Here is a 25,555-nt window from a genome sequence, read left to right on the forward strand (position 1 = left end):
CAAGGGACGGTGGACGGCATGGGCCAGAGCGTGGCGGGGCGGATCTTCGCGGTGCTCGACGCGTTCGCGGAGGGCCCCGACACGCTGCGGCTCACCGACATCGCGCGCCGCACCGGCCTGCCGCTGCCGACGGCACTGCGCATGGCACGCGAACTGGCCGCATGGGGCGGCCTCGAACGGGCCTCGGACGGCTCGTACCGCCTGGGCATCCGCATCCGGGCGCTCGGCGCCGCCGCGCCGTGCCCGCGCGTGCTGCTCGACGCGGCCCTCCCGGCCCTGCGCGCCCTGTCCGCCCGCACCGGCGGGCACGCCGACATCGCCGTCGCCTCGGACGGCGCCGCACTGCTCCTGGTCGGCGGCGAACGCCTGCCCCCGCACGCCACCGCCGCGGGCAAGGTCCTGCTGGCCCACGGCCTCGCCGCCCTGGACACCGCCGCCCCGCCGACCCGGTACACCCCGCACACGGTGACCGTGCCACGGCTGCTCCACGCCGAGCTCGGCCGGGTCCGCACCACCGGACTCGCCACCGCGCACGAGGAGCACCGCCGCGGCCAACTGGCCGTCGCCGCCCCCGTGCTGTCCGCCGCACGGCCGGTGGCGGCGGTGACCGTGACGGCCCGCACGGGCAGCGTCCCGCAGGGGCGTCTCACCGCGGCGGTACGGGAGGCGGCACGCGCCGTCGGCCGGGCGCTGACGCCCCCGTGAGCCGCGCCCGCCCCACCTGGGATGATGATCAGGTGCATGTGGACCCCGCCTCGCCGACGCCCGTCATCCTCGGCATCGACGACCTCCGGCCGCTCCCCGGAGCGACCCGGATCGCCCGCACCAGCCGCGAAGGGATCGCGCTCCTGCGAGAGCACCGCGGCGTCTTCATCGACGAGCTCTGGCTCGACCACGATCTCGGCGGCGACGACACCATCATGCCCGTGGTGACCCTGCTGGAAGAGGCCGCCTTCAGCGGGCAGCCCTTCCGTATCGGCACGGTCCACGTCCACAGCGCCAACCCCATCGGCGCCGAGAACGTCGTCAGGTCGCTCGCGCGCTGGAACTACCAGGTCAGGCGTGCCACGGCCTAGTTCGGCAGCATCGCATCGCTGCCGTTCGCCGACCGAGCGGTGTTCGATGGGCCGAACCGGTGCCGGTATGCCGAAGGGGTGAGGCCGGTCTCGCGGCGCATCAGCGCGCGCAGATTGGCCGCGGTGCCGAGCCCGCTGCGGCGTGCGACCACCTCGAAGCGGGACTCGCCCCGCTCGATCAACCGGCAGGCCAGGGCGAGCCGTTCCCCCGTGAGCCATGCCAGCGGCGTCGTGCCCAACTGGGCGCGGAAGCGGCGGTGCAGGGTCGCCGGGCTGACGGCGGCGCGGATCGCCAGGCCGGACACGGTGAGCGGCGAGTCCAGCCGCTCCTGGGCCCACGCCAGGACCGGCGCCAGCGACTCGTCCGGCAGGTCGGGCACCGGGCGCTCGATGAACTGCCGTTGCCCGCCGTCCCGGTGGGCCGCGAACACCAGACGCCGGCTGACGGAATTGGCCACTTCCGCACCATGGTCGCGGCGGACGATGTGCAGCCCGAGGTCGAGGGCGGCGGCGCTGCCCGCGGCGGTGAGGATGCCGCCGTCGTCCACGAACAGCACGTCCTCTTCGAGCCGTACCGCAGGGAAGCGCTCGCGGAAGGAGTCCGCCCACTGCCAGTGCGCGGTGGCCCGGCGCCCGTCGAGCACCCCGGCCTCGGCGAGGGTGAAGGCCCCACTGCAGAAGCCGACCAGGCGCGCACCGCGCTCGTGCGCGCGCCGCACGGCGTCGAGCACGGCCGTGCGGCGCGGCACCTCGACGTCGGGCCGATTGGGGACGATCACGGTGTCCGCCGCATCGGCCGCCTCCAGGCCCGCGACTCCGGTGAGCGTGAAGAAGCCGTCCCGCATCAGCGTGCGCGGCCTCGGCGAGCAGAGGCGGAAGTCATAGAGGTCGCGGCCGAGTTCGGGGCGGCGCAGGCCGAACACCTCGGTCGCGCAGCCGAGTTCGAAGGGGTTGGAGTTCTCGTCCACGATGACGACGACCCGGTGGAGGCGCGCGGCCCGCGTGCCGTGGGTGGCGGTCGAACCGTGCGAGGATTCTTGCGGCATGCGCGATTTCTAGCACTCGCGCAGGCTCCGTTCAACCGGCGAGGATTCCCTCATGACCAATGAACCCATCGCCCTCGGCAAGGCCCTGGCCTCCTTCGACGCGCTGTGGAGCCCGCGCATCGTCACGCGCGTCAACGACTACGACGTACGTGTCGCCAAGGTGGAGGGCGAACACCTCTGGCACGTGCACGACGACACCGACGAGTTCTTCCTGGTGCTCGACGGCGAGCTGTTCCTCTCGCTGCGCGAGGAAGCGGGGGAGCGCACGGTGCACCTCCCCAAGGGGTCGGTCTTCACCGTCCCGCGCGGCACCGAACACAAGCCGTACGCGCCCACGGGCGCCGCGATCCTCCTCTTCGAGCCCACCGGCACACCGACGGTGGGCGACCGCCACGACGAGATCCCCGACCACGTCGACGCGACCATCGGGCACGCGCTCGACGTCTGAGGTCGCGCGGCCTCGGATGTTTGAAGATGGCGGTAACTCGCTGTTCAACCACTGGTGATGGGCTGCTCCTTGTGCCCGGGTGCCGTACAGTCACCCGCCAACTGAGGTCAGTAGCCGATGGATCAAAGGGGTGGGCAGTGACAGCCAGCAGGGACACGTGGTGGGAGCGCGCGGCATGCCGCACGACGGATCCGGACGAACTGTTCGTCGAGGGCGCCGCCCAGTCCAGTGCCAAGCGGGTCTGTTCGGGCTGCGTGGTGCGGACCGAGTGCCTTGCCCACGCGCTCGACCAGCGCATCGAGTTCGGCGTGTGGGGCGGCATGACCGAGCGCGAACGCCGCGCGCTGCTGCGCCGCCGCCCGACCGTCACCTCCTGGCGCCAGCTGCTCAAGTCCGCCCGCGCCGAGTACGACGACGCGCGGCAGCCCGCGTCGCAGGGGCAGTCGGCGGAGGCGTCCTGACGCGCCGGGGCGCCGCGGACGTCCTGTTGCGGCCGCCTACTTCTTCCCGCCCTGTCCCGGCTGCAGCGCGGTGATGCCGGTGAGGACGAGATCGATCCCGGTGAGGAACTGCTCGCGGTCGTCGTGGTCGCGCATCTGGTCGGCGACGGCCCGGGTGAAGGGGTAGTCGTCGGGGTCCAGGGCCTTCCACGCCGTCGCCACGGTGTCGAGGAAGCCGGCGCGGTCGGCGTCCGGTCCGAGATTCTGAGCGCTCGCGGTGTTCGTGGCGTTCTGGCTGGTCGCGCCCAGGATGTAGTGCACCAGCGCCGACGTCGCCGTGAACCAGCCGGCCTCGGGCACGCCCAGCGCGCGGACCTGGCGGCCGATGCCTTCGAAGATCCGCGGTGCCACCGATTCCCCGGGGCTGCGCGAGAACTGCACGGCGAGCTGCGTGGCGAGCCACGGGTGCTCCTCGATCGCGTCGAACAGGCCGAGCGCGACCGCGCGGATCCCGTCCTGCGGCGAGTCGGGGGAGGCCGCGAGCGCGCTGGACACGGCGTCGGCGACGACGGCGTCGGTGGCCGCGCCGAGCAGTTCGCCCTTGTTCGCGACGTGCCAGTAGATCGCCCCGGGCCCGGTCGCGAGGCGCTCGGTCAGCACCCGGAAGGTCAGTCCGCTCTCGCCCGCCGTGTCGAGCAGCTCGACGGCCGCCTCGATGATGCGCTCGCGTGAGAGCGCCTCTGTGCGCCGCTGTGTCCGGCGTGTCCGCGTTGCCATGCCGCCATTTTGACACGTCTGGAATGTTGTTCCAACATGGGTGATGGAACGACGTTCCAGAGAGCTGTCCGGGCCCCGCCGGCCGGCCTGCCCACCCCGAGGAGCCACCATGACCACGCACGTCACGATCATCGGCGCCGGACTCGGCGGCCTCACGCTCGCCCGCGTCCTGCACGTCCACGGCATCCCCGCCACGGTCTACGAGGCGGAGTCCTCCCCGATGGCCCGCGCCCAGGGCGGGATGCTCGACATCCACGACTACAACGGCCAGCTCGCCCTTGAGGCGGCCGGTCTGACGGAGGAGTTCCGCGGCCTGATCCTGGAGGGACGGGAGGCGTCGCGGGCCCTCGCCGCGGACGGGACAGTCCTGCTCGACGAACCCGACGACGGCTCGGGGGGACGCCCCGAAGTGCTCCGCGGCGAGCTGCGCCGGATGCTCCTCGACTCGCTCCCGGACGGCACCGTCCGCTGGGGCCACAAGGTCAGTGGCGTCCGGGCCCTCGACGACGGCCGCCACGAGGTGGCCTTCGCCGACGGCACCACCGTCGCCACCGCCCTGCTGGTCGGCGCGGACGGCGCCTGGTCGCGGGTCCGCCCGCTGCTCTCCGACGCCACACCCGTCTACTCCGGTACGTCATTCGTCGAGACCTACCTCTACGACGCCGACACCCGGCACGCGGCCGCCGCGAAGGCCGTCGGCGACGGCGCGATGTACGCGCTCGCCCCGGGCAAGGGGATCACGGCGCACCGGGAGAGCGGCGGGACCCTGCACACCTACGTCGCGCTCAGCAGGCCGCTGGACTGGTTCGCCGCCGTCGACTTCACCGACGCCGCCACGGCCGCGGCCCGCATCGCCCAGGAGTTCGACGGCTGGGCCCCGGAGCTCACCGCCCTGATCACCGACGGCGAGACCGCCCCGGTCCTGCGCCCCCTGCACACCCTGCCCACCGGACACCAGTGGGACCGGATACCCGGCGTGACCCTGATCGGCGACGCCGCGCACCTCATGATTCCGTCCGGCGAGGGAGCCAATCTGGCCATGTTCGACGGCGCCGAACTCGCCACCTCTCTCGCCGCGCACCCCGACGACACCGAGGCCGCGCTCACCGCGTACGAGCAGGCGATGTTCCCCCGCAGCGCCAAGGAGGCCGACGACGCCGTGCGCCAGATCGACCTCATGTTCGGCGCCGACGCGCCCTACGGCCTGATCGACATGTTCACGGGACAGGGGCAGGGGCAGGAACAGACCGTCTGAGGCTGGCCCTACAGCGACCTGAGGTCTGCGCGCATGGCCTGCCGAAGGTCCTCCAGCGCCTCGCTGAGCGCGGTTTGGGTCGCCGACCACTCCGGATCCGTGCGCACGTCGGGCTCGTCGAAACGATCCCGTAGGCGAAGCAGCCGTCGGAAGGCGTGCACGGCCACGTCATCGAGGGGCTCGGGCGCCATGATGCGCATCTGATAGAGGAGTTGAAAGGCGTTGGCGGCCCCGAGGATCTCCCCGGACTGCTCGCGGCGCTCCTCCCTGGTGAGCTCCACGCCGCGCTGAAGATCCCGTAGCCGATGCCTCGTGAGCCAGAGCGCCGCGAGGTAGTCGCTGTACAGCTGTTGCTTCGCGGCCCGCTCGCGGGACGCGTTCTCCCGATGCCATCGCGACCGTTCGCCCAGCAGGGTTGTGCTGACGCCGAGAAGGGCACCGAGCGCGGTGCCCGCGAGAGTCCCCCAGTCCACGGGGCACATCGTAGGGACGCCGTGTCTTCGGGCACAGGGCGCGACGCCCCTGGCGCAGAGACCCTCGCATTGATCGCGAAGGCGTCAACTGACAGGCTGCCACCGTGGATCTGGGACTCGCGGGGAAGACGGCCTTCATCACCGGAGGCAGCAGCGGCATCGGTCTGGCCATCGGCCGGGCGCTGCAGGAAGAAGGGTCCCTGGTCACCGTCTGCGGGCGGGACCGGGAACGGCTCGAAGAGTGCGGACTGCCCGGCATCCAGGCGGACGTCACCGACCCGGACGCGCTCGCGCGCGCCGTCGACGAGGCGGCCGAGCGGATGGGCGGGCTCGACCTGCTGGTGGCCAACGCGGGCGGCGCACAAGGGGGCGGGCTGCTGGACTCCACGCCCGAAGACTGGCTGCGGACCTACGAGTTGAACGTGCTGCACGCCGCCCACGCCCTGCGCGCCGCGGTGCCCCACTTCGAGCGGCGCGGCGGGGGCAGTGCGGTCGTCGTGGCGTCGATCACCGGGTGGAAGCCCGGCCCCAAGTCCTCGTACGCATCGGCGAAGGCGGCGGAGATCCACCTCGCCGCCACGCTGGGACAGGAGCTGGGCCCCCGCAACATCCGGGTGAACGCGCTCAGTCCGGGCTCGGTGCTGTTCGAGGGCGGTGGCTGGTCCTGGTTCCGGGACAACCGGCCCGAACAGTACGAGGCGTTCGCCCGCGACGACTTCCCCAGTGGGCGGCTGGTCGAGGTGCGGGAAGTGGCGGACGTCGCCTGCTTCCTCCTCTCGCCGCGGGCGGGCGGGATCAACGGCGCCAACATCTGCGTGGACGGCGCCCAGGACCACCCGAGCGCGGGCCGGTTCTTCCCCTAGCGGCGGACGGCTGCGGCGGAAGGCTGCGCGGCGGACGGCTCCCGCCGCGCGCTTGAGGAGCGCGCACGGGGCGCGTTGGCGCGGGGCGCGGCAACCGAACGCCCGGCACGTTCCGGTGGCTCGGCCTGAGTTGGTACGTTGCGATGGGGCCGCTGCCCGGCGCGGTCGCACGAGGAGGTTCCTGTGTCATCGCCCTGTGGCCCCGAGTACGCACCCGCCGGAGACGTCGGTGCGGCGCTCATGGTCATCGACTCCCAGCTCAAGGCCATCTACGACGGCAGGACGACGCCGGACCCCGAACAGCAGGAACTGGTCGCCCAGTTCACCGAGTCCCTGGGCCCCCAAGGCGTCGAGGACATGCTGGACGGCGTGTGCACGCTGATCTACATGTTCATGCAGTGGCTGCGGATGACCTACGAGGACCACGACAAGGACGTCATCGAGTACGTGGTCCCCAGCCTCGTCGCCTCGATGCGCATGATGCCCAAGAGCATCCGCCCCGAGGCCATCCCCACGATGGCCGGCCTGCTCGTCGCCGGCGGCACGGGCCTGAGCCCCAGCCTGTGGCGCAAGCAGTACGGCGAGTGGACGGGGGCCGAGATGAACCCCCTGGAGGCGACGGCCTTCCTGCTGGCGGAGCACATCAACCGCATCGCCGACGACCGTGACTTCGCCACCCGCCTGATCACGGGGGTGCTGACCGGGGTGGAGGAGAGCTGAGACACGGCCGTGTCCCCCCCCGGTCCGAGATGGATACCGGACCGGCTACCCGACCGGTCAGTTCTGCTCGGCGACCCTGCGGCCGATCTGTTCGAGGAATTCCCGGATGCTCGGTGCGACGCCCTCGAACGCGTGGAACCAGGACGCCGTGGTCGACCGCCACACCCTGCCGCTCCCCGTCACCGCGTACAGGAGCCCCCGCCGTCACTGCCGAGCGCCAGCGCGGGATCCTCGTCGTCGATGGGGGCGGATCCGTGGTCCCGGAAATGCTGAGCGACCGTCGAGGTCTGCGCGCACCAGCCGCGCAGCCACTCCGCATCGAGGCGCTCACCGCTGCCGCTCACCGCAGGACCGCCTTCAGCAGATCGTCGCCCAGGGCGGTCAGTTCGGGGAGGTTGAGGGAGTTGCGGACGTAGCGGCCCTGGCGGCGCGTGGTGAGCAGGCCCGCCCGGCGCAGGACGGTGAGATGGCGGGAGACCTCCGGGAGGGAGAGCTCCCAGGCGTGGGCCAGTTCGCCGGTGGTGTGCGGACCGCGGGCCAGGGTGCGCAGGAGGCGGAGCCGCAGGGGGTGGGAGAGTGCCTCGAGGCGCAGGGTGACCGTTTCCAGAGACACCGGTTCCGTGGGAGGAGCCGGCTCGGGGACGGGGTACTGCACCACCGGCTGCCAGCCGGGCGCGTGGACCGCCACCAGGTGCGGGCGGCCGAACGCGCTGGGGATGAAGGTGACCCCGCCGCCCTGGGCGGACGTCGCCTTGTCCTGCAGCTTGTCCACGACGATGCAGTCGCCGTCCGGCGCCAGCGTGACCGCGCCCGAGACCGAGGCGAGCGCCGCCGCGACGCCCTGCCGCCTCAACAGGTCGCTCTTCAGGCGCAGATCGGTGGCGAGCTGGACGGAGACGTCCGCCCAGGCGGCGTCGAAGAACGCGTCGACGCACTGTTCGAGGGTGTCGCGCACCCGCGCCCGCACCGCCGTCGGATCCGCCAACAGCCGCTCCGCGAACGCCTCTTGGCGCGCGCCGCGGGCCTGCGCCAGCTCCAGCGCGCGTTCGCGGGCCGTCGCGTCGGTGAGCGGCGACGGAGAGGCGGCCAGACCTCGGTTGCTGCCGCACGTGGTGACGAGCGCCGCGGTCACATACGTCGCGTCGTCGATCCGGTCCACGTCGTCCAGCTCCTCGGCCAGCGTCGGCCGGGGCCGGGCGGGGATCAGGAAGTCGGCCTGGGAGGAACGCCAGAGGAACTCCGCCTCCCGCAGCCGCTCGGCCAGCTCCGGCCGCAGCCCGGCCCACACGTCCGCCGCCCAGTCGGCGAGCTGCGGATGATGCCCGGGTTCGGCCAGCACGTGCAGCATCGCGGTCAGCTCCGCCAGCGGCGAAGCGGCGAACCGCACGCCCTCGGACGGCAGACCGCTGATGTCGATCCTCAACGTCATCCGGCCATCATCACCGACCGGCCGCGCGGCCACGGCGTCGCTTGACGATGTCCGTCAAGCGACGTGGCCGACCGGCCGGCCGTCCGCACCGTTGTCGCCATGGCAACCACCACCAAGATCAAGCCCCGTGCCCTCGTACGGGCCTCCGGAGGCCCCCGCTACGCCGTGGCCCTGGCCGTGGACGCGCTCGGCACCGGCCTGTTGCGGCCCTTCCTGCTGCTGTACGGGGTGCTGGTGCTGCGGCTGTCCGCGCCGCTGACCGGCATCGCCATGATGGCGGGCGTCGTCGCGGGCCTGCTGTGCATGCCCGCGGTGGGCCGCTGGCTGGACCGGGGCGCGCGCAGCTCGGTGGTGGCGGCGTCGATGCTGGTGCGGGTCCTGGGCGTGGGCCTCCTCCTCGTCACCCCGGCCGGACACGTCTGGCTCTTCGCGACGGCGGCGCTCTTCCTCGGCATCGGCAACCAGGCATGGCCCGCCGCCCACGCCGCTCTCGTGGCCACCCTCGCCCACGGCCGGGAACGCGACGCCGCCCTCGCGGCGGGCCGCGCCCTGCGCAACGCCGCCCTGGGCGTGGGCGCGCTCATCGCCACCGCCTGCCTGGCGGGCGGCACCACCGCACTGCGGGCCCTGGCAGCCGTCACCGGCCTCGCCTACCTCGCCGCGGCGGCCCTGGCCTGGTCGGTCCACCTGCACGCACACCCGGCCATCACCCCCACGGAAGGCGGCCACGACAAGGGCGACGCGGGCGACGGACCCGCACCCCGCATGCGCGCCCTGCTCGCCGCCAACGTCGTCTACGTCTTCTGCCTCAACGTCCCCGAGATCGCGCTCCCGCTGGTCCTGGTGACCCAGCTGCACGCGTCCCCGGTGTGGTCGGCGGCGATCTTCGTGGCCAACACGGTCCTGGTCGTCACCCTGCAGGTCCCGCTCACCGTCACGTTGTCCCGCTTCCCCCGCCGCACGGTGCTGGCCGTCGCGGGCGTGGTGCTCAGCGCGTCCTACCTCGGCTTCCTCGCGGCCACCTCACTGGGCGGCGGCTGGGGCGCCCCGGCCGTCGCCGCGGTGTCCGTGGTCTGCACGATCGGGGAGATCATCTACGCGGGCAGCGCCACCGCGCTCGTCACCCACCTCGCCCCGGCCCGTGTCCTGGGCCGCACCCTGGCCCGCTTCGAACTCTCCACGGGCCTCGGCCTCGCCGTCTCCCCGGCGGTCATCACCGCGCTCGCCCCGCACGGCGCGACCGCCCTCTGGGGCAGCCTCGCCGCGGCCACACTGCTCTCCGCTGCCGCCGTCACGCAGTGAGTCCCGGACCGCGGCGGCGAGCCGGTCTCGTCTCGTGGGCTCACTCCGTCAGGTTGAAGAAGCGGATGGGTGAGTTCGGCGTGAATCCGATACGCGGGTACACGGGGGCCCCGGCGACGGTCGCGTGCAAAGTGGCGCGGGTCAGCCCGGTGGCTCGGGCGCCCTCGTGCAGCGCCTTGCGCGTGACCGCCTCGCCATAGCCCTTGCGCTGCCACTGCGGGTCGGTGGCGACGAAGGCCACGAAGAGGCGTCCCTCCGCTTCGACCGTTGCGGCGCACGCCACTGGTACGTCGCCTCGCATGCCCAGGTAGGCGTACATGGTGCTCTTCCAGTGCGCGGATCCGACCAGGCTGTCGCGGCACTGCTCCAGAGGGAACCCGTAGGCGCGTGCTTGGAGGTCCGCGTAGGCGCGCAAGTGCTCGTCGGTGCGGACCCGCACGAACGTCAGGTCGGGGTGGACCGGGTCGGGGATCGGCAGCAGGTCTCCGGCCATGCCCGTGCCGGGAAAGGCGTACTGCAGCCCGGCCTCCCCGGCCGCCGTGGTCAGCGCGGTGCGGGCCTCGTCGTCGAGGAGGTCCTCGAAAAGCCACAGGAAGCCCGGGTGCTTCTTCGCGCGCATGATGTCCGCCGCCTGGCTCAGGCGTTGTGCGAGGAGGCCGGGTCCTACTCCTGGGTCGGGCAGAGTGATGCAGTTGTAGAACGCGAAGGGGCGGTCGGCCCAGCGGACGGCGATGCCGGGAAGGTCGCGGACATCCGCGTCCGTGTCGCGGTCGAGCACCAGTGCCCGCCAGGCGACGGTGAGCTGCTGCGCCGACTCGATGGACTCCGTGAGGCGAGTCACCGTACTCCCATGGGTCGTTGGTGTCGGTTGGTGTCGTGGAGCGTGCGGCATGCGGTGTCGCCTCCTCAGATGATGCCCTCGAACTGTTTGTCCTCGGTCGGAGAACTCGAGCGGGGCACGCGGTAGGAGTCGCGGCCGAAGCGTCGCCACAGGGCCGCTATGAGGAAGGCCACCACGACGGCGACGGGGGTGTAGTTGAAGGTGGTGGCGGTGATCGGGCTGCTCTGCGGCAGCAGGAACAGCACCGTGACCGCGGCCGCCCACACCACCGCCACCCAGCCGATCGGCCGGCTCCAGCGCCCGAGGTTCCAGGGCCCCGGGGAGAACCGGTCGCGGTGGAGCAGCCGCAGCAGCACCGGGATCGCGTAGGCCGAGGTGAATCCCACGACCGAGATGGCGGTCACCGCCGCGAACGCCGCCGAGGAGTACAAGGACGGCAGCGCGAGCACGAAGGCCACGGCGACCGCGAGCCAGACCGCGTTGGCGGGGATGGCGGTGCGGCGGCTGATCTTCTTCCAGTGGCCCGATCCGGGCAGGGCACCGTCCCGGGCGAAGGCGTAGATCATCCGGCTGGCGCTGGCGGTCACGGTGTAGCCGCACAGGAACTGGGCCACGATGATCACCAGCAGCAGGGCCTTGGCCGCCGCCATGCCCAGCGCGTCCAGAAGGATCTGCGCCACTGGTACACCGGTCGGTCCGGACAGGGTCGTCGCGTAGTCCTGGATGGCGAACAGCAGCGTGGTCAGCAGGATGCCGCCGGCGATCCAGGACACCGCCACCGAGCGGAAGATCCCGCGGGCCGCGGCGACGGAGGCGTGGTTGGTCTCCTCGCTCAGGTGGGCCGAGGTGTCGTAGCCGGCCAGGGCGAAGACCGGCAGCAGCATGCCCAGCAGGATCACGTACACCGGCGCGCTCCAGCCGGTGTTGTTGGTGAACTCGGAGAAGACGAAACCGGCCGACTGGTGGTGGGAGGGCACGAGTGCCAGGGAACCGATGATGACGACGGCCCCTGCCAGGTGCCACCACGCGCTCAGGGACGTCAGGATGTTCATCAGCCGGGTGCCGAAGAGGTTCAGGACCGCGTGCAGCGCGAGGATGACCGCGTAGATGGCCAGCAAGGAGCCCGAGGACGCCGTGTAGTCGAATTGCAGGTTCAGCCACGCGGCGGTGAACGTCGCGATGCCGAAGTCCTGGGCGGCTATCCCGCCGAGCAGGCCCAGGAGGTTGAGCCAGCCGGTGTACCAGCTCCACCGCTCGCCGCCGAGCTGGCGGGCCATGTAGTACAGGCCGCCGCTGGTGGGGTAGCGGGAGGTGATCTCCGCCAGGGCGGCGGCCAGGCACAGCACCAGCGGTCCGACGGCGAGCCATCCCCACGTGATCACCGCGGGGCCTCCCGAGTTCAGTCCGTACCCGAAGAGCAGCAAGGTCCCCGACATGATGGAGATGACCGACAGGGAGGCCGAGAAGTTGCCGAAGGCCCCCATCCGGCGGTGCAGTTGCTGGGTGTAGCCCAGCGACTGGAGGATGCGTGCGTCCTCCGCGTCGTCGTCGACCGGGTTCGACTGCTGCTGGCGCGGTGTTCTTACCGAAGTCATGGGTTCTCCGCACAGGAAGGCTGGGACAGGGGGTGCAGGCGAGGTGGCTGCCGTACCGCCGGGGGGACGTGGCGGCGCCCGCCCGCGAGGGCCGGGGCGGCGGTCATGGGCGTTCTCCCGTGTGCCGCGGGCGGGATCTCAGGCAGGCGTGGCGGTCCTCCTCGAATACCTTCCGCCACCGGTCCTCGGGGTGCCGGGCGTCGTACTGCCACGGGGCGGGCGTCGCGAAGTCGCCGATGGCGTCGAACACTTCGGTGGCCCAGGGGGCGAAGCCGCCCCGCGCCAAGGCGTAGGCGAGGTAGTTGAGATCCATCTGGGAACTGGTGACCGGATCGCACTTCCGGAACCAGCCCTCGTACGCCTGCGTGACGGCCCGGGTGGTGTCCTCCCTGGTCCACAGGAGGTTCAGCATGCCCTCGGCACCGTTGTCCCGTCGCTCCCGGTGCTCCTGCACGCGGGCGTAGAGGGGCAGCAGGAGCAGTGGCGAGTCGGGCGGCGCGAAGGAGACCGTCCAGCGGGCGAAGTCCGTCGCGACCGCCTGGCGGCCCGCCGGCCCCGGGCGGGCCTGCAGCGCCTGGGACATGCGGTGCCATGCCTCGCGGTTGAACGGATCCCGACGGTGCGCTTCCCCCAGCAGGCCCCACGGTCCGCCGGGCAGCAGATACTCATGGGGTGGCGGAGCCGCATGATGCTCCGGGTGACGTCCCGTCATGTCCGTTTCGGCCAGGGCCAGACGGCAGACCCAGGGCACCGAGTCATCGGGATTCCCCTCGGCTGCCATGTGGCACGCTTCCCGCGCACGGGCCACCAGCTTCTCCAGGTCCGCTGCCCGCCGGTAGTCACGCGCCCAGTTCCTCCGGTGGGCCTGCAGCACCCGTTCGGTGGCGACTCTGGCGTACATCACCCGGGCAGCGTGGCTCTCCGGTTCCTCCTTCAGCCATAACTCCACGACGTTGGCCTGAGCTGCGACGACGCCCAGCACCTGAGTACGGGACGTCCACTGGGGCCAGTTGTCCGTTCGGTCGAGGACCTGCCGCATCTGCATCCAGTAACCCGCCTGGACGTCTTGCACTGCCGTGTAGAGGTCGGTGTCTCGGCTGACCGGGTTCGCCCGGCCGGCCGGGTGCGAACTCTCCATCAGCGGACGGGCGGCTGCGGGCTGCCGCCATGAGCGCTGTGGCTCGCCGGGTGGTGGGGGCACGACACCGAACGGTGTGCACGGGCGAGCATAGGCAGAAGAACCCTTGGGGCAGTGAGGACGGGATGGCACGGTTGACAGATACCTAAGTGCCTGAAGAGGCGCATGACCAGAGCATTCCAAGATTGTTCGGCTGCTCAGGCGCAGGTTTCGGCCAGGCGGCAGGCGAACGTCGCGATCTGTGACCGCGACCCGGGCCCACCATTCAGCGACGGAAGGGCGCAGGGACGTCAACGTGTCTGTGGGCTCAGCGAGTTGCTCCTGGGATAGCCGAGTCGAGACATGCTGATGGTGTGCAAGTGCCGTGAGGGGACACTGTGTTCAGGTGTGCACCGTGGCCGGGTGGCGGTCTTCCAGGCCCGGGAGCATTCGGCCAGTTCGATGCGGTAGTCACTCGCTGTGAGCAGAGGGCGGCGAGGGGATGGGCACCCGAGGGTTCCCGTCGGAAACCTAGCGTGGGTTCCCTCACCCGTCCCGAGCCAGGAGAGTCATGCGAGTCATCACCCAGCAGACGCTCGGCGGCCCCGAGGTGCTCACCGTCGTGGACGCGCCCGAGCCCCGCCCCCTGCCGACCGAGGTCCTCGTCCGCGTCCACGCGATCGGGCTGAACCCGCTGGAGGCGCGCCTGCGCGCCGGTGAGTTCCCGCTGCTCGGCCGGCCGCCGTTCGTCCTCGGCTGGGACATCAGCGGCGTGGTCGAACAGGCGCCGGGGACCTGGCGGTTCAGACCCGGCGACGAGGTGTTCGGGATGCCGCTGTTCCCGCGGGCGGCGCGCGCGTACGCCGAGGTCGTGTCGGCGCCCGCGCTGCACCTGGCACGCAAGCCGGCGTCGCTCCCGCACGTCGAGGCGGCGGCGCTGCCGGTCGTCGGGCTGACGGCGTGGCAGGGCCTCGTCGATCTCGCGGGCGTGAGCGAGGGCGACCGCGTCCTGGTCCACGGCGGTGGCGGCGGGGTCGGCCACGTCGCGATCCAGCTCGCGAAAGCCCTCGGCGCGCACGTGATCGCGACCGCCGGTGAGGGCAAGCGGGAGTTCGTCGAGGGGTTCGGCGCCGACGAGGTGATCGACTACACGGCGGTCGACTTCACCGAGGCGGTCCGCGACATCGACGTCGTGCTCGACACGATCGGCGGCGACACCGTCGAGCGGTCGCTCGACGTGCTGCGCCCAGGCGGCCACGTGGTGACGGCCGTCGCCGAGGAGGACACGGAGCTCACCGCCCGGTACGAGGCGGCCGGCATGCGCTTCAGCGGCATCGCGGTCGACCCCGATCCGGTCGCCCTGCGCGGTCTCGTCGCACTCGTCGAACAGGGCGGGCTCCGGGTCCACGTGCAGGAGACCTTCCCGTTCGAGCGCGTCGCCGACGCGCACCGGCAGCTCGACCGCGGACACCTCCGGGGCAAGCTCGTGCTCACTCTCTGATCGCGTCGTGGCGCCGGGAACCGCCGTCGGGCGACGCGAGGACGGCGAACGACTCCCTCCTCGCCCGACCTAGGTCCCCGCAGGAGAGGACCTTCGCTGGCCGGAGGGCGGGCAGGGCGGTTCTAGCGTCGAGCGCGGGACGCATGTCTGTCCTTCGGCGCGACGAAGCGAGGTCCACGTGACACAGGGTCCGGTCCGGGAGCTGATCCTCATCGGCCACGGCATGGTGGGGCAGCACCTGCTGGAGCTGCTCGCCGAACGCGGTGCGCTCGCCGAACGCGGTGCACTCGCCGACGGGGGGAGTGAGGTGAGCGGCCCGTGGCGGGTCACCGTACTCGCCGAGGAGGACGTGCCCGCGTACGACCGGCTCCATCTGTCGTCCCTCTTCTCCGGTACCGGCGCGGACGCGCTGCGCCTGGGGGCACCCGGCTTTCTCGACCGGCACGGGGTGCGGCTGCTGCTGGGGGAGGCGGCCGAACGGATCGACACCGCGGCGCGCACGGTGCGGACGGCGCGCGGGCGCACCCTGCACTACGACGCCCTGGTCCTCGCCACCGGCTCGGTGCCCCTGGTGCCTCCCGTCCCCGGAGCCGACGCCGAGGGCTGCTTCACCTATCGCACGCTGGACGACGCCCGCGCGCTGCGTGCCTATGCGAAGGGGCGGGCCACCGGTGTCGTGATCGGGGGCGGACTGCTGGGGCTCGAAGCGGTGGGAGCCTTGCGGTCGTTGGAGCTTGCTCCGTGTGTCGTGGAGTCGGCGGAGCGGCTGATGCCCCAGCACGTGGACGACGGAGGTGCGGCGGCGCTGCGGGGGAGGGTCGAGGCGCTGGGGGTCGCGGTGCACACCGGGGCCGCCGCGCGGCGCGTGCTGGTGGACGGCTCGGGGCGGGTGGCCGCGGTGGAGCTGGCCGACGGGCAGCGGATCGCCGCTGACCTCGTGGTCTTCGCAGCCGGTGTCCGGCCGCGGGACGGGCTGGCGCGGGCGGCGGGGCTGGGCGTGCGGGACGGCGGCGGCATCGCCGTGGACGCGTCGTGCCGCACCACCGACCCGGCGGTGTACGCGGTCGGGGAGTGCGCGCGGTACGAGGGCGCGGCGGTGTGCGGGATGCTGGCGCCGGGCTACCGGATGGCCGAGACCCTGGCCGCGGTGCTGGCCGGGGAGCCGGAGCTGGAGCCGCAGCCGGGGAACACAGCCGATGCCTCGGCGCGGCTCAAGCTGCCCGGTGTGGAAGTGGCGTCGTTCGGCGACCCGTTCGCCTCGCAGGAAGAGGGCGCGGTGGCGATGGTGTCCTGCGACGTCCGGTCCGGGATGTACAAGAAGCTGTTGCTCGGCCCGGACGGGGTCCTGCTCGGCGGCGTACTCGTGGGTGACACCGCGGCCTACGGGACCCTGCAGGCGTACACCGGGCGGGAGTTGCCGGGGCAGCCGGGCGACTACCTCGCTCCCGGCGCGGCCGGGGGGTCCGCGGCGTCCGGGGAACTGCCGGACGACGCGGTGGTGTGCAGCTGCCACAACGTGACCAAGGGCCAGGTGACCCGGGTCGTGAAGGAGCGGGCGCTGTCCGACGTCGACGGCATCAAGCAGCACACCCGGGCGGGTTCGAGCTGCGGCGGCTGCCTGCCCGTCCTGGAGACGCTGCTCGAGGGCGAGTTGCGCGCCCGCAGCGCGCACCACCGGCGGCGGCTGTGCGAGCACTTCGAGCTGTCCCGGCCGGAGATCTACGCCCTCGTACGGGATGAGCGCATCCGGTCGTTCAGCGAGCTCGTGGAGCGCCACGGCAGGGGTGAGGGCTGCGCGGTGTGCAAGCCGGTGGTCGCGAACATCCTGGCCACCCTCGCCCCCGAGCTGGGGCTCTCCCACATTCTTGAAGGTGAACAGGCCACGCTGCAGGACTCCAACGACCTGTTCCTCGCCAACTTGCAGAAGGACGGCACGTATTCGGTGGTGCCCCGCATCCCCGGGGGAGTCATCAGCGCGGCGCAACTGGTCGTCCTGGGCGAGGTGGCCGAGGAGTTCGGGCTCTTCACCAAGATCACCGGAGGGCAGCGGATCGACCTGTTCGGCGCCACCGCCGCACAGCTGCCGCTCATCTGGCGGCGCCTCGTCGACGCGGGCTTCGAGTCGGGGCACGCGTACGGGAAGTCGCTGCGCACCATGAAGTCCTGTGTGGGCGCGCGGTTCTGCCGGTTCGGGCAGGGGGACACCATGCAGCTCGCCATCGACCTGGAGCTGCGCTACCGCGGGCTGCGCGCCCCGCACAAGATCAAGGGCGGGGTCTCCGGGTGTCTGCGCGAGTGCGCCGAGGCCCGGGGCAAGGACATCGGCGTCCTCGCGGTCGCCGGCGGCTGGAACCTCTACGTCGGCGGCAACGGAGGCTCGCGCCCCCGCCAGGCGGACCTGCTCGCCAAGGGGCTGACACAGCAGGAACTGGTGCGGCTGCTCGACCGGTTCCTCATGTACTACGTCCGCACCGCCGACCGGATGCACCGCACCGCGACCTGGATCGACCGCCTCGACGGCGGGGTCGAGCACCTGCGCGAGGTGCTCGTCGAGGACTCCCTGGGCCTGTGCGCCGACCTCGAGGCGCAGATGGAGCGGCACGTCGCCGCCTACCGCGACGAGTGGCGGGCCGTGCTCGACGACCCGGCCGCGCTCAGCAGGTTCGAGGCCGCAGGGGCCGTCGACTTCGGCGCCGCCGCGGACGTGCTGGAGCCGGGCCGGGGCCGGGCCGTGGTGCTGCCCGACGGCCGGGAGACCGCGATGTTCAAGACCCGGGACGGCCAGGTGTACGCCATGGACAACACCGACCCGGTCTCCGGAGCCAAGGTGATGGCGAACGGCATCGTCGGCGACAAGGACGGCGTCCCCGTGGTGACCTCGCCGATGTACAAGCAGGTCTACGACCTGCGCACCGGCCAGGAGTTCCACGTCGGCCGCAGGATGCTGCCGGTCATCCCTCTCGGCGAGCGGCCTGCGGGGGCGTCGCGGGCAGCTCCACAGTGATCCGCATCCCGCCTGCGGGGCGGGGGGTGAGGGTGAGCGTCCCGTCGTGCGCCTGCGTGATGGTCTTGACGATGGCCAGGCCCAGGCCGACGCCCGCGTGGTCGCTCTGAATGCGCTCGGTGCCCCGCCGGAAGGGTTCGGTGAGCGTCGCGGCCAGCTCCGGGCTGATCCGCTCGCCGGTGTTCTCGACCGTGAGCACCACCGATGGGGGGCGGACGCTGGTGGTGACCCGGACGGTGCCCCGCGCGGGCAGGTTGTGGACGATCGCGTTGTGCACGAGGTTCATCGTCAGCTGCAGCAGCAGCGTGTGCGATCCGCTCGTCGGGGCGACGTCACCGCCGGTCTCCAGGGTGACGCCCCGCTTCTCCGCGAGCGGCAGGAGCGTCTCGGTGGCCTCTTCCGCAAGGAGCGACAGATCGACGGGCTCCCGGGTGAAGGAGCGCTGCTCGGCGCGGCTGACCAGGAGCAGCGCCTCGGTGAGGTCGATCGCCCGGGTGTTGACGGCGCTGAGGCGGTCGACGAGCTCGCCGGGGTCGCGGCCCGGGTCCGTGCGGGCCACGTCGAGCAGCGCCTTCGAGATCGCCAGAGGGGTGCGCAGCTCGTGGGAGGCGTTGGCCGCGAACCGCCGCTGCTCGGCGACGTGGGCTTCGAGCTGTTCGAGCATCGCGTCGAAGGCGTCGGCCAGTTCGCGGAACTCGTCCTTGCGGCCCGGCAGCCGGATGCGGTGGGACAGCGATCCGCGCGCGGCCATCCGGGCCGCGTGGGTGAGGGGGGCCATGGGGGCGAGCATGCGTCCGGCGAGGATCCATCCCCCGAGCAGACCGAACACCAGCAGGAACGCCATGGCCCCGGCCGCCACCGGGGCGAAGGAGTGCAGGAACTCGGTGCCCGGGGACCTGACCCACGCTCCCTGCTCGTTGGTCGTCAGCCACCGGGCCTTGAGGAGGACCAGCGCCACGGCGGCGAGCAGCAGGACGCCGGCCAGCATGAGGAAGCCCGCGTAGCTGAGGGTCAGTTTGAGACGGACGCTCAGCCCGTTCTCCCTAACCATGTGCGCCCCCGTCGCCTCCGGCCTCCAGCGGCGTGTCGATGCGGTAGCCGACGCCCGGCACGGTGGCGATGATCCAGGGCTCGCCGAGACGCTTGCGCAGGGCGGAGACGGTGATGCGCACGGCGTTGGTGAACGGGTCGGCGTTCTCGTCCCACGCACGTTCCAGGAGCTCCTCGGCGCTGACCACACCGCCCTCGGCCGCGACGAGGACTTCGAGCACCGCGAACTGCTTCCTGGTCAGCGCGACATAGCGGCCGTCGCGGAAGACCTCGCGGCGGAACGGGTCCACGCGCAGCCCCGCGATCTCCCGCACGGGCGGCCTGTTGTGGGCACGTCGGCGGTCGAGCGCGCGCAGCCTGAGCGCGAGCTCCAGAAGCTCGAACGGCTTGGTGAGGTAGTCGTCGGCGCCGAGTTCGAACCCGGACGCCTTGTCGTCGAGGCGGTCGGCGGCGGTGAGCATGAGGACGGGCATGCCGCTGCCGGAGGCGACGATGCGCTGGGCGATCTCGTCACCGGACGGCCCGGGGATGTCGCGGTCCAGGACGGCGATGTCGTAGGTGTTGATGCTCAGCAGCTCCAGAGCGGTGTCGCCGTCACCGGCGATGTCGGCCGCGATCGCTTCCAGGCGCAGGCCGTCGCGGATGGCCTCGGCCAGATAGGGCTCGTCCTCGACGATCAGCACACGCATGCTCTCGATGCTACGAGTCGCTCCATATCGTCCACATATCGAAAACCGCATACGTGCCGGCAACACCGCACTGCCTTGACTGGCGGCATGACTGGAAACCCACCGTCAGCACGCCCACCGTCAGCACGCCCACCGTCAGCACGGACATCGGCCTTCCGGATCCGCTGGCTCCTCGTCGTCGTCCTGATAGTCGTCGTGGCGGCCCTCACCGCCGCCTTCACGTACGAGACGCGGACCTCCTCGTCCGGCTCGTCCCTCGCCGACGGTGCCGTCCCCGACGGTGTGACGGTCTTCGACGACGCGACCCCGGCCGTGACCCAGCTCGACGCAGATCTGCTGAGGGCCCTGCGCCGGGCGGCAACGGACGCCGCGGGCAGCGGAATCGAGTTCTACGTCAACAGCGGCTGGCGCTCCCCGGAGTACCAGGACCGGCTTCTGCGCAAGGCCATCTCCGAGTACGGGTCCAAGGAAGAGGCCGCCCGATGGGTCGCCACCGCGACGACCTCCCCGCACGTGTCCGGCGACGCCGTCGACCTCGGCCGCTCCGAAGCCACGGCGTGGCTGTCCGCACACGGCGCCGCGTACGGGCTGTGCCAGATCTACCGCAACGAAGCCTGGCACTACGAGCTGCGCCCCGAAGCGATCGACCACGGCTGCCCGCGCATGTACGCCGACCCCACCCAGGACCCGAGGATGCAGCAGTGACCAGCAGCGAACGAGGACAGACGATGGAGCAGCCGGAGACGGCGGGCACAGCCGGCACCGCGGTCGCACGGGACACGGCGGACACCGCGGTCGCGGCGGACGCGGTACAGAAGCCACAGCGGCCGGGGCCCTGGCGGCGCGGCCTCGTGTTCGCTGCGCTGGCGCTGCTGCTGGGCCTGTTCATGCTGCTGCACGCGCAGATCACGGACCGCGGGGGCCTCGGCAGCCTGGTGGAGTCCCTGCTGCCGTGGTTCGGCGTGTTCATCCCGGTGCTCCTCGCCGGGGCGCTGTGGCGCCGCTCCGCCACCGCGCTGGTCGCGCTGCTGCTGCCCGCCGCGGTCTGGCTGAACCTCTTCGGCGGGCTGCTCACCGACAAGTCCCAGACGGGCGGCGACCTCACCGTGGCCAGCCACAACGTCAGCGCCGAGAACCCCGACCCGGCCGCCACCGCCCGCGACCTGGCCGCCTCCGGGGCGGACGTGCTGGCCCTGGAGGAGATCAGCACACAGGCCAGGCCGGTGTACGAGAAGGGCCTGGCGAAGGCGTACCCGCACCACACGGTGATGGGCACGGTCGGGCTGTGGAGCAAGCTGCCGCTGTCGGACACCCGCCCGGTCGACATCCAGCAGGACGTGGGACCGCTGGGCGACGCCAAGCCGGACGCCGTCAAGCTCGTCGACGCCCGGGCGCTGCGCGCCACCGTGACCACCGAGAAGGGCCCGCTTGCGGTGTACGTGGCCCACTTGGGATCCGTGCGGGTGATGCCCAGGGGCGGCTTCTGGACGGACTCGCGCGACCGCAACGCGAAGGCGCTCGGCGACGCCCTCGCCGCCGAGCGGAACAAGCGGACGGTGCTGCTCGGCGACCTGAACGGCACCACGGACGACCGCGCCCTGGACGGCATCACCTCGCAGCTGCGCTCGGCCCAGGCCGAGGCCGGGAACGGCTTCGGCTTCACCTGGCCGGCGAAGTTCCCCATGGTGCGGATCGACCAGATCCTGGTCCGGGGTGTGGTGGCGGAGAGCTCGCGGGTCCTGTCGGCGACGGGCAGCGACCATCTGCCGGTGGCGGCGGGCATCAGTTGGTGAGCCCCGCACCCCGGCGCCCCGAGCCCTCGGAGGGCTCGGGGGGCACCCCGTCCCCGTACGGGCAAAGGGGCCACCTGCGGCGTCGCGATCACCCGCTGGTTGGATAGGGGGCCGGACTGTGCCGCCCCTACCGGAAGATCGGCGCAAGGTCAGCCACGTCGATCACGGGGCGCGCTGCGCTCAGCACGGGACCGCTCCTTTCCTGCCCGCACGTCAGGGCCCCAGGCCCAGGTCCCGAGAGACGCATGACCCTCAACACCTCACCGCGCCCGGCTGTCCGGCGTGCCCTCGCCGGACGCGCCCCCGCCTTCCCCGGCCACCGGCACACCCTGCACGCCACCGCCTCCGCGATATCCGTGCTGCTGCTCCTGGCCGCCACCGGCGCCGTTCTGCACGAACCGCTGCTCATCCCGCCGCTCGCGGCCAGCGCCGCCCTCGTCCACAGCACGCCCACGCTCCCGCTCGCGCAGCCCCGCAGCCTGATCGGCGGCCACCTCCTGTCGGCGCTCCTGGGCTATCTGGTGCTGGCCGTCTGCGGCGGTTCGACGTGGGCCGCCGCACTGGCGGGCGGACTGGCCCTGGGCGCCATGATGATCACCAGGACCCCGCACTCCCCGGCGGCGGCCAGCGCCGTCATCGTCGTGCTCCAGCAGCCCGCCGCACCCCGCTTCCTGACGCTGCTGACCACCGCGACCCTCCTCCTGGTCGGAGCGGGCATCGTCGCAGGCCGGGCCAAGCACGCGCCGCGCTACCCGGTCTACTGGTGGTGACGGCTCCTCCCGCCCGCGAAGCTGTGCCGTGCGCCGAACGACGGCGGGAAGCCCGTCACCGTGCCGCACCCGCCCCGGCGCTGCGGAACCTCGCCCGGTACTCCGACGGCGTCACCCCGAGCCGCCGCATGAAGGCGCGGCGCAGTGACTCGTCGCTGCCGAGGCCCGACCGCCGCGCCGCCGACGACACCGGCTCCCCGGCCTCCAGGAGCCCCTGCGCGGCCTCGCACCGCACCGCCTCCACGTACGCCGCGGGCGTCTGCCCGACCTGATCGGCGAACAGGCGGGTGAGGTGGCGCACGCTCACTCCCGCGCGGGCGGCGAGCACCGGGCCCGAGTGGTCGGCGGCCGGGTCGGCGTGGATGGCGTCGAGGACCACCCGCAGCACGTCGTGGCGCGGGCGCGGCGTGCGGGCCGGGACCGAGAACTGCGACTGCCCGCCCGGCCGTTGGAGGAAGACCACCAGGTCGCGGGCGACCTCACGGGCCAGCTCCGGGCCCTCGTCCGCCTCGACCAGCGCCAGACAGAGGTCGATGCCCGCGCTGACCCCGGCCGAGGTGAACACGCGGCCGTCGCGCACGTAGATCGCGTCCGGCTCGACGGCGGTACGGGGATGGGCGCGGGCCAGCAGCGCGGTGTGCCGCCAGTGGGTCGTGGCACGCCGGCCGTCGAGCAGCCCGGCGCGGGCGAGCACGAAGGCGCCGGTGCAGACGGACGCCACCTGGCCGGAGCGGGCCGCCAGTTCGCCGACGGCGGTCAGCAACGGCTCCGGTGCCGGCCGCAGCGGCAGCTCGGGGGAGCCCGGCACGATCAGGGTGTGCGGGGAGCCGAGCGCGTCCGCCGCGCGGTCGGGCACCAGACGGGTGCCCGAGGAGGCGGTCACCTCCGCACCGTCGGGGGAGCAGAGCACCACCTCGTAGGCGGCGCCGAGCGCGGCCGCGGTGGAGAACACCTCGAGCGGCGCGGTCACGTCGAGCAGACGGACACCGTCGTAGGCGAGGACCACGATGGAGCGGGGCGACGGAAGCTTCGAGGACATGGGGAGAGGCTAGCCGAACACCGTGTCCAAATGTGTGGGGTGCCTGTCTGTATGGACATCGCGTGCGGCGGCCCCGCCGCGCCAGGCTCGTGTCCAGCAGCACAGCAACGTCCTGAACCGACCTGGAGGCACCATGACCGCGGCCGTCCAACGCATCGCCGGCGTAGACATCCCCGGCAGCAGACTCGCCCGCGAGGCCACCGAACTCGTCCGCGAGTGCGCCGGCGACCTGCTCTACGACCACTCCCGGCGGGTCTACCTGTGGGCGGCGCTCGCGGGAACGCGCCGCGCACTGAGCCACGACCCCGAACTCCTCTACGTCGGCGCGATGTTCCACGACCTGGGCCTCACCGAGAAGTACCGCACCGACCACCAGCGCTTCGAACTCGACGGCGCCGACGAGGCGCGCCGCTTCCTCGCCGCCCACGGCATCCCGGAGGACGGCGTCCGCCGCGTCTGGACGGCCATCGCCCTGCACACCACCCCGGGCATCCCGGAGCGGATGGAGCCCGAAGTGGCGCTGGTGACCGCCGGAGTGGAGTTCGACGTCCTCGGCATCGGGCTCGACACCGTGCCGGAGGCCGTCCGCGCCGAGGTCGTGGCGGCGCACCCGCGCCCCGACTTCAAGCGGCGCATCGTGCACGCCTTCCACGACGGCATCGCGCACCGGCCGCAGACCACGTTCGGCAACGTCAAGGCGGACGTGCTGGCGCGCCACACCCCCGGCTTCGTCCGCACCGACTTCGTCGACGTCATCGAGAACTCGGGGTGGGCCGAATGAACACCGCACCCGCCACGGACACCGCCGCCGAGACGCCCCGCCCGCCCCTGCCGCCCTTCACCGAGGCCGACGCCCTCGCCAAGGTCCAGGCGGCGGAGGACGCGTGGAACACCCGCGACCCTCACCGCGTGGCCCTCGCCTACACACCCGACTCCCAGTGGCGCAACCGCGACACCTTCCTGAGCGGCCGGGCGGCCATCGAGGACTTCCTCACCGCGAAGTGGCGGCGCGAACGGGACTACGCGCTGCGCAAGGAACTGTGGACGTACGGGGAGAACCGCATCGCGGTCCGCTTCCAGTACGAATGGCACGACGCGGCCGGCCAGTGGTGGCGCTCGTACGGCAACGAACTGTGGGAGTTCGACCCGAACGGCCTGATGCGGCGGCGCGAGGCGAGCATCAACGACGTGCCGATCGACGAGAAGGAGCGCAGCATCTTCGGACCGCGTACGAAGCCGTAGCCGTTCTCGCAGACCGGGGCAGAACGGGCGGGCGGGCCCGGAGCCGACGCGGAGCGGACTCGGGGGCCGTGACACCGCCGTCGGCCGTGCGGCGCAGAATGAGCCGCATGGCCGACCTCGTCGCACCCTCCGCCGACGGCACGCCCGTCACTGCTCTCGATGACGGCAGCGGGCCCCCGCTGCTCCTGGTGCACTGGGGCGCTGGGAGCGCCAACTGCTGGGACGGTGTGGCGCGTTCACTCATCGGCGACTTCCGGGTGGTCCGGATCGCCCGGCGCATCTACGTCCCCGGGGCGGTCGTCCCGCAGGACCACTCCATGGCCGTCGAGGCGGCGGACGTGCGCGCGATCGCCGCACGTCTCGACCGGCCCGCGCTGCTGGTCGGGCATTCCTCAGGGGCGGTCGCGGCGTTGGAAGCGGCGGTGCGGGCGCCCGAGCTGTGGGCGGGCCTGGTTCTCTACGATCCGCCGGTCCCCACGACGTCGTTGGTCGGAGCGGGGGCGGCCCGGCGTGCCCGCGCGGCCCTCGACGCCGGGGACTTCGACGAGGTGATGCGGATCCATCTGCGCGACATCGCGCAAGAACCCCCGGAGGTGGTGGCGGCGCTGACCGCGGACCCGAAGACGCGGGCCGCGTACGCCGCGAAGGCGGAGGCGGGCCTCGCCGACACCGACGCGATCGACGCGCTCGGTGTCGGCGTCGACCGCTTCACATCGCTCGACGTGCCGACCACCCTGGTGGCGGGCGAACGCAGCCCGGCCCACCTGCGGCAGCGCATCGCCGACCTGGCGGACGCCCTGCCGCACGCGCGGGTCGTCACCCTCCTCGGGCAGGGCCACGCCGCACACCGCACCGCTCCCGGGACGCTGGCGGAGGTGATCCGGGAGGCGGCGGAACGGGCCTTCGGCTGACAACCGGGCAGTGAAGTAACCCAGGTCCGACACGACGGTCGCCAACTCCCTGGCAGCGAAGCCCCGTTACGGTGGCGGGCCGTGCGAGATTGCCCGAATCGCGTCGCGGCCCTGGCATGGACCTGCTCACGATCCCTCGCTAGTCTCCACACCGCCACCGCCTGAGAGCGCTCT

General features: G+C 72.4%; 27 protein-coding genes. 16 read left to right on the forward strand and 11 right to left on the reverse strand.

All coding sequences use genetic code 11. The annotated features are described in order from the left end of the window. The first annotated feature begins 18 nt into the window (after positions 1-18). A complete protein-coding gene (locus ACQB60_RS20715) occupies positions 19-705 on the forward strand; it encodes an IclR family transcriptional regulator (RefSeq protein ID WP_496927494.1) in 687 nt (228 codons plus the stop codon). Between the two features lie 32 nt (positions 706-737). Further along, a complete protein-coding gene (locus tag ACQB60_RS20720) occupies positions 738-1,076 on the forward strand; it encodes a cyclic-phosphate processing receiver domain-containing protein (RefSeq protein ID WP_496927495.1) in 339 nt (112 codons plus the stop codon). Here ACQB60_RS20720 and ACQB60_RS20725 read toward each other — a convergent pair. Then, a complete protein-coding gene (locus tag ACQB60_RS20725; RefSeq protein ID WP_496927496.1) occupies positions 1,073-2,122 on the reverse strand; it encodes a GlxA family transcriptional regulator in 1,050 nt (349 codons plus the stop codon). The genes ACQB60_RS20720 and ACQB60_RS20725 overlap by 4 nt on opposite strands. 52 nt (positions 2,123-2,174) lie before the next feature. On the opposite strand from ACQB60_RS20725, the gene ACQB60_RS20730 reads away from it, so the two are divergent. Both ACQB60_RS20730 and ACQB60_RS20735 read left to right on the forward strand, forming a co-directional pair. Next, complete coding sequence (locus tag ACQB60_RS20730; RefSeq protein ID WP_496927497.1) at positions 2,175-2,570, forward strand: cupin domain-containing protein; 396 nt, start codon at positions 2,175-2,177, stop codon at positions 2,568-2,570. 137 nt (positions 2,571-2,707) lie between these two features. Beyond that, positions 2,708-3,031, forward strand: coding sequence for a WhiB family transcriptional regulator (locus ACQB60_RS20735; protein ID WP_496927498.1), 324 nt, complete (start codon positions 2,708-2,710; stop codon positions 3,029-3,031). A 36-nt stretch (positions 3,032-3,067) separates the two neighbouring features. On the opposite strand, the gene ACQB60_RS20740 is transcribed toward ACQB60_RS20735, so the two are convergent. Further along, positions 3,068-3,787, reverse strand: coding sequence for a TetR/AcrR family transcriptional regulator C-terminal domain-containing protein (locus tag ACQB60_RS20740; protein WP_496927499.1), 720 nt, complete (start codon positions 3,785-3,787; stop codon positions 3,068-3,070). A 109-nt stretch (positions 3,788-3,896) separates the two neighbouring features. Between ACQB60_RS20740 and ACQB60_RS20745 the strand changes: the two genes are divergently transcribed. Further along, the gene (locus ACQB60_RS20745; protein ID WP_496927500.1) at positions 3,897-5,042 is read left to right on the forward strand and encodes an FAD-dependent oxidoreductase; all 1,146 of its coding nucleotides are present in this window, start codon (positions 3,897-3,899) and stop codon (positions 5,040-5,042) included. Between the two features lie 8 nt (positions 5,043-5,050). On the opposite strand, the gene ACQB60_RS20750 is transcribed toward ACQB60_RS20745, so the two are convergent. Continuing rightward, positions 5,051-5,515 (reverse strand): hypothetical protein, encoded by a 465-nt coding sequence (locus tag ACQB60_RS20750; RefSeq protein ID WP_496927501.1) that lies wholly within the window; start codon positions 5,513-5,515, stop codon positions 5,051-5,053. Between the two features lie 104 nt (positions 5,516-5,619). Here ACQB60_RS20750 and ACQB60_RS20755 point away from each other — a divergent pair, with 104 nt between their 5' ends. Further along, positions 5,620-6,378, forward strand: a complete 759-nt coding sequence (locus tag ACQB60_RS20755; RefSeq protein WP_496927502.1) for an SDR family NAD(P)-dependent oxidoreductase — start codon at positions 5,620-5,622, stop codon at positions 6,376-6,378. 183 nt (positions 6,379-6,561) lie between these two features. Continuing rightward, the gene (locus ACQB60_RS20760; RefSeq protein ID WP_496927503.1) at positions 6,562-7,098 is read left to right on the forward strand and encodes a hypothetical protein; all 537 of its coding nucleotides are present in this window, start codon (positions 6,562-6,564) and stop codon (positions 7,096-7,098) included. Positions 7,099-7,277: 179 nt separating this feature from the next. Here ACQB60_RS20760 and ACQB60_RS20765 read toward each other — a convergent pair whose 3' ends face one another. Together ACQB60_RS20765 and ACQB60_RS20770 are read right to left on the reverse strand one after the other, a co-directional pair. Then, positions 7,278-7,442, reverse strand: a complete 165-nt coding sequence (locus ACQB60_RS20765) for a hypothetical protein (RefSeq protein ID WP_496927504.1) — start codon at positions 7,440-7,442, stop codon at positions 7,278-7,280. Next, positions 7,439-8,527, reverse strand: a complete 1,089-nt coding sequence (locus ACQB60_RS20770; RefSeq protein ID WP_496927505.1) for a DUF5937 family protein — start codon at positions 8,525-8,527, stop codon at positions 7,439-7,441. Before ACQB60_RS20770 ends, ACQB60_RS20765 begins: the two co-directional genes overlap by 4 nt. A gap of 99 nt (positions 8,528-8,626) precedes the next feature. Between ACQB60_RS20770 and ACQB60_RS20775 the strand changes: the two genes are divergently transcribed. Continuing rightward, positions 8,627-9,829, forward strand: a complete 1,203-nt coding sequence (locus ACQB60_RS20775; RefSeq protein ID WP_496927506.1) for an MFS transporter — start codon at positions 8,627-8,629, stop codon at positions 9,827-9,829. A gap of 40 nt (positions 9,830-9,869) precedes the next feature. On the opposite strand, the gene ACQB60_RS20780 is transcribed toward ACQB60_RS20775, so the two are convergent. The 3 genes from ACQB60_RS20780 to ACQB60_RS20790 all read right to left on the reverse strand — a co-directional run bounded on the left by ACQB60_RS20780 (position 9,870) and on the right by ACQB60_RS20790 (position 13,466). Beyond that, on the reverse strand, positions 9,870-10,670 hold the full coding sequence (locus ACQB60_RS20780; RefSeq protein ID WP_496927507.1) for a GNAT family N-acetyltransferase: 801 nt from the start codon (positions 10,668-10,670) through the stop codon (positions 9,870-9,872). A gap of 65 nt (positions 10,671-10,735) precedes the next feature. After that, positions 10,736-12,265 carry an amino acid permease gene (locus ACQB60_RS20785; protein WP_496927508.1) on the reverse strand — a complete coding sequence of 510 codons (1,530 nt, stop codon included), beginning with the start codon at positions 12,263-12,265 and terminating at the stop codon, positions 10,736-10,738. A gap of 103 nt (positions 12,266-12,368) precedes the next feature. After that, entirely contained in the window at positions 12,369-13,466 is a 1,098-nt protein-coding gene (locus ACQB60_RS20790) for a hypothetical protein (protein ID WP_496927509.1), read from the reverse strand. A 487-nt stretch (positions 13,467-13,953) separates the two neighbouring features. On the opposite strand from ACQB60_RS20790, the gene ACQB60_RS20795 reads away from it, so the two are divergent. After that, a complete protein-coding gene (locus ACQB60_RS20795; protein WP_496927510.1) occupies positions 13,954-14,883 on the forward strand; it encodes an NADP-dependent oxidoreductase in 930 nt (309 codons plus the stop codon). Positions 14,884-15,061: 178 nt separating this feature from the next. Further along, positions 15,062-17,887: a nitrite reductase large subunit NirB gene (gene nirB / locus ACQB60_RS20800; RefSeq protein ID WP_496927511.1), complete on the forward strand. Its 2,826-nt coding sequence runs from the start codon at positions 15,062-15,064 to the stop codon at positions 17,885-17,887. On the opposite strand, the gene ACQB60_RS20805 is transcribed toward nirB, so the two are convergent. Together ACQB60_RS20805 and ACQB60_RS20810 are read right to left on the reverse strand one after the other, a co-directional pair. Next, positions 17,835-18,938, reverse strand: a complete 1,104-nt coding sequence (locus ACQB60_RS20805; protein ID WP_496927512.1) for a sensor histidine kinase — start codon at positions 18,936-18,938, stop codon at positions 17,835-17,837. The two genes, nirB and ACQB60_RS20805, sit on opposite strands and share 53 nt — an antisense overlap. Next, positions 18,931-19,626: a response regulator transcription factor gene (locus tag ACQB60_RS20810; protein ID WP_496927513.1), complete on the reverse strand. Its 696-nt coding sequence runs from the start codon at positions 19,624-19,626 to the stop codon at positions 18,931-18,933. Before ACQB60_RS20810 ends, ACQB60_RS20805 begins: the two co-directional genes overlap by 8 nt. A gap of 87 nt (positions 19,627-19,713) precedes the next feature. Here ACQB60_RS20810 and ACQB60_RS20815 point away from each other — a divergent pair, with 87 nt between their 5' ends. The 3 genes from ACQB60_RS20815 to ACQB60_RS20825 all read left to right on the forward strand — a co-directional run bounded on the left by ACQB60_RS20815 (position 19,714) and on the right by ACQB60_RS20825 (position 22,189). Beyond that, entirely contained in the window at positions 19,714-20,331 is a 618-nt protein-coding gene (locus ACQB60_RS20815; RefSeq protein ID WP_496927514.1) for a M15 family metallopeptidase, read from the forward strand. Between the two features lie 23 nt (positions 20,332-20,354). After that, complete coding sequence (locus ACQB60_RS20820; protein ID WP_496927567.1) at positions 20,355-21,419, forward strand: endonuclease/exonuclease/phosphatase family protein; 1,065 nt, start codon at positions 20,355-20,357, stop codon at positions 21,417-21,419. A gap of 245 nt (positions 21,420-21,664) precedes the next feature. Continuing rightward, positions 21,665-22,189 (forward strand): HPP family protein, encoded by a 525-nt coding sequence (locus tag ACQB60_RS20825; RefSeq protein WP_496927515.1) that lies wholly within the window; start codon positions 21,665-21,667, stop codon positions 22,187-22,189. Between the two features lie 55 nt (positions 22,190-22,244). On the opposite strand, the gene ACQB60_RS20830 is transcribed toward ACQB60_RS20825, so the two are convergent. Further along, the gene (locus ACQB60_RS20830) at positions 22,245-23,228 is read right to left on the reverse strand and encodes a GlxA family transcriptional regulator (RefSeq protein ID WP_496927516.1); all 984 of its coding nucleotides are present in this window, start codon (positions 23,226-23,228) and stop codon (positions 22,245-22,247) included. A 133-nt stretch (positions 23,229-23,361) separates the two neighbouring features. On the opposite strand from ACQB60_RS20830, the gene ACQB60_RS20835 reads away from it, so the two are divergent. The 3 genes from ACQB60_RS20835 (at position 23,362) to ACQB60_RS20845 (ending at position 25,381) form a co-directional block, all read left to right on the forward strand. Beyond that, positions 23,362-24,009 carry an HD domain-containing protein gene (locus ACQB60_RS20835; RefSeq protein ID WP_496927517.1) on the forward strand — a complete coding sequence of 216 codons (648 nt, stop codon included), beginning with the start codon at positions 23,362-23,364 and terminating at the stop codon, positions 24,007-24,009. Continuing rightward, positions 24,006-24,470 (forward strand): nuclear transport factor 2 family protein, encoded by a 465-nt coding sequence (locus ACQB60_RS20840; RefSeq protein WP_496927518.1) that lies wholly within the window; start codon positions 24,006-24,008, stop codon positions 24,468-24,470. Before ACQB60_RS20835 ends, ACQB60_RS20840 begins: the two co-directional genes overlap by 4 nt. 107 nt (positions 24,471-24,577) lie before the next feature. Then, positions 24,578-25,381, forward strand: coding sequence for an alpha/beta fold hydrolase (locus ACQB60_RS20845; RefSeq protein ID WP_496927519.1), 804 nt, complete (start codon positions 24,578-24,580; stop codon positions 25,379-25,381). Positions 25,382-25,555: the final 174 nt, after the last annotated feature.

The organism is Streptomyces odontotermitis, from assembly GCF_050510915.1.
Classification (GTDB): domain Bacteria; phylum Actinomycetota; class Actinomycetes; order Streptomycetales; family Streptomycetaceae; genus Streptomyces.

Coding starts and splice junctions, on each gene's coding strand:
- ACQB60_RS20715 (WP_496927494.1), top strand. CDS start 19: ATGGGCCAGAGCGTGGCGGGGCGGATCTTCGCGGTGCTCGACGCGTTC.
- ACQB60_RS20725 (WP_496927496.1), bottom strand. CDS start 2,122: ATGCCGCAAGAATCCTCGCACGGTTCGACCGCCACCCACGGCACGCGG.
- ACQB60_RS20730 (WP_496927497.1), top strand. CDS start 2,175: ATGACCAATGAACCCATCGCCCTCGGCAAGGCCCTGGCCTCCTTCGAC.
- ACQB60_RS20740 (WP_496927499.1), bottom strand. CDS start 3,787: ATGGCAACGCGGACACGCCGGACACAGCGGCGCACAGAGGCGCTCTCA.
- ACQB60_RS20745 (WP_496927500.1), top strand. CDS start 3,897: ATGACCACGCACGTCACGATCATCGGCGCCGGACTCGGCGGCCTCACG.
- ACQB60_RS20770 (WP_496927505.1), bottom strand. CDS start 8,527: ATGACGTTGAGGATCGACATCAGCGGTCTGCCGTCCGAGGGCGTGCGG.
- ACQB60_RS20775 (WP_496927506.1), top strand. CDS start 8,627: ATGGCAACCACCACCAAGATCAAGCCCCGTGCCCTCGTACGGGCCTCC.
- ACQB60_RS20785 (WP_496927508.1), bottom strand. CDS start 12,265: ATGACTTCGGTAAGAACACCGCGCCAGCAGCAGTCGAACCCGGTCGAC.
- ACQB60_RS20795 (WP_496927510.1), top strand. CDS start 13,954: ATGCGAGTCATCACCCAGCAGACGCTCGGCGGCCCCGAGGTGCTCACC.
- ACQB60_RS20805 (WP_496927512.1), bottom strand. CDS start 18,938: ATGGTTAGGGAGAACGGGCTGAGCGTCCGTCTCAAACTGACCCTCAGC.
- ACQB60_RS20810 (WP_496927513.1), bottom strand. CDS start 19,626: ATGCGTGTGCTGATCGTCGAGGACGAGCCCTATCTGGCCGAGGCCATC.
- ACQB60_RS20815 (WP_496927514.1), top strand. CDS start 19,714: ATGACTGGAAACCCACCGTCAGCACGCCCACCGTCAGCACGCCCACCG.
- ACQB60_RS20820 (WP_496927567.1), top strand. CDS start 20,355: ATGGAGCAGCCGGAGACGGCGGGCACAGCCGGCACCGCGGTCGCACGG.
- ACQB60_RS20825 (WP_496927515.1), top strand. CDS start 21,665: ATGACCCTCAACACCTCACCGCGCCCGGCTGTCCGGCGTGCCCTCGCC.
- ACQB60_RS20830 (WP_496927516.1), bottom strand. CDS start 23,228: ATGTCCTCGAAGCTTCCGTCGCCCCGCTCCATCGTGGTCCTCGCCTAC.
- ACQB60_RS20835 (WP_496927517.1), top strand. CDS start 23,362: ATGACCGCGGCCGTCCAACGCATCGCCGGCGTAGACATCCCCGGCAGC.
- ACQB60_RS20840 (WP_496927518.1), top strand. CDS start 24,006: ATGAACACCGCACCCGCCACGGACACCGCCGCCGAGACGCCCCGCCCG.
- ACQB60_RS20845 (WP_496927519.1), top strand. CDS start 24,578: ATGGCCGACCTCGTCGCACCCTCCGCCGACGGCACGCCCGTCACTGCT.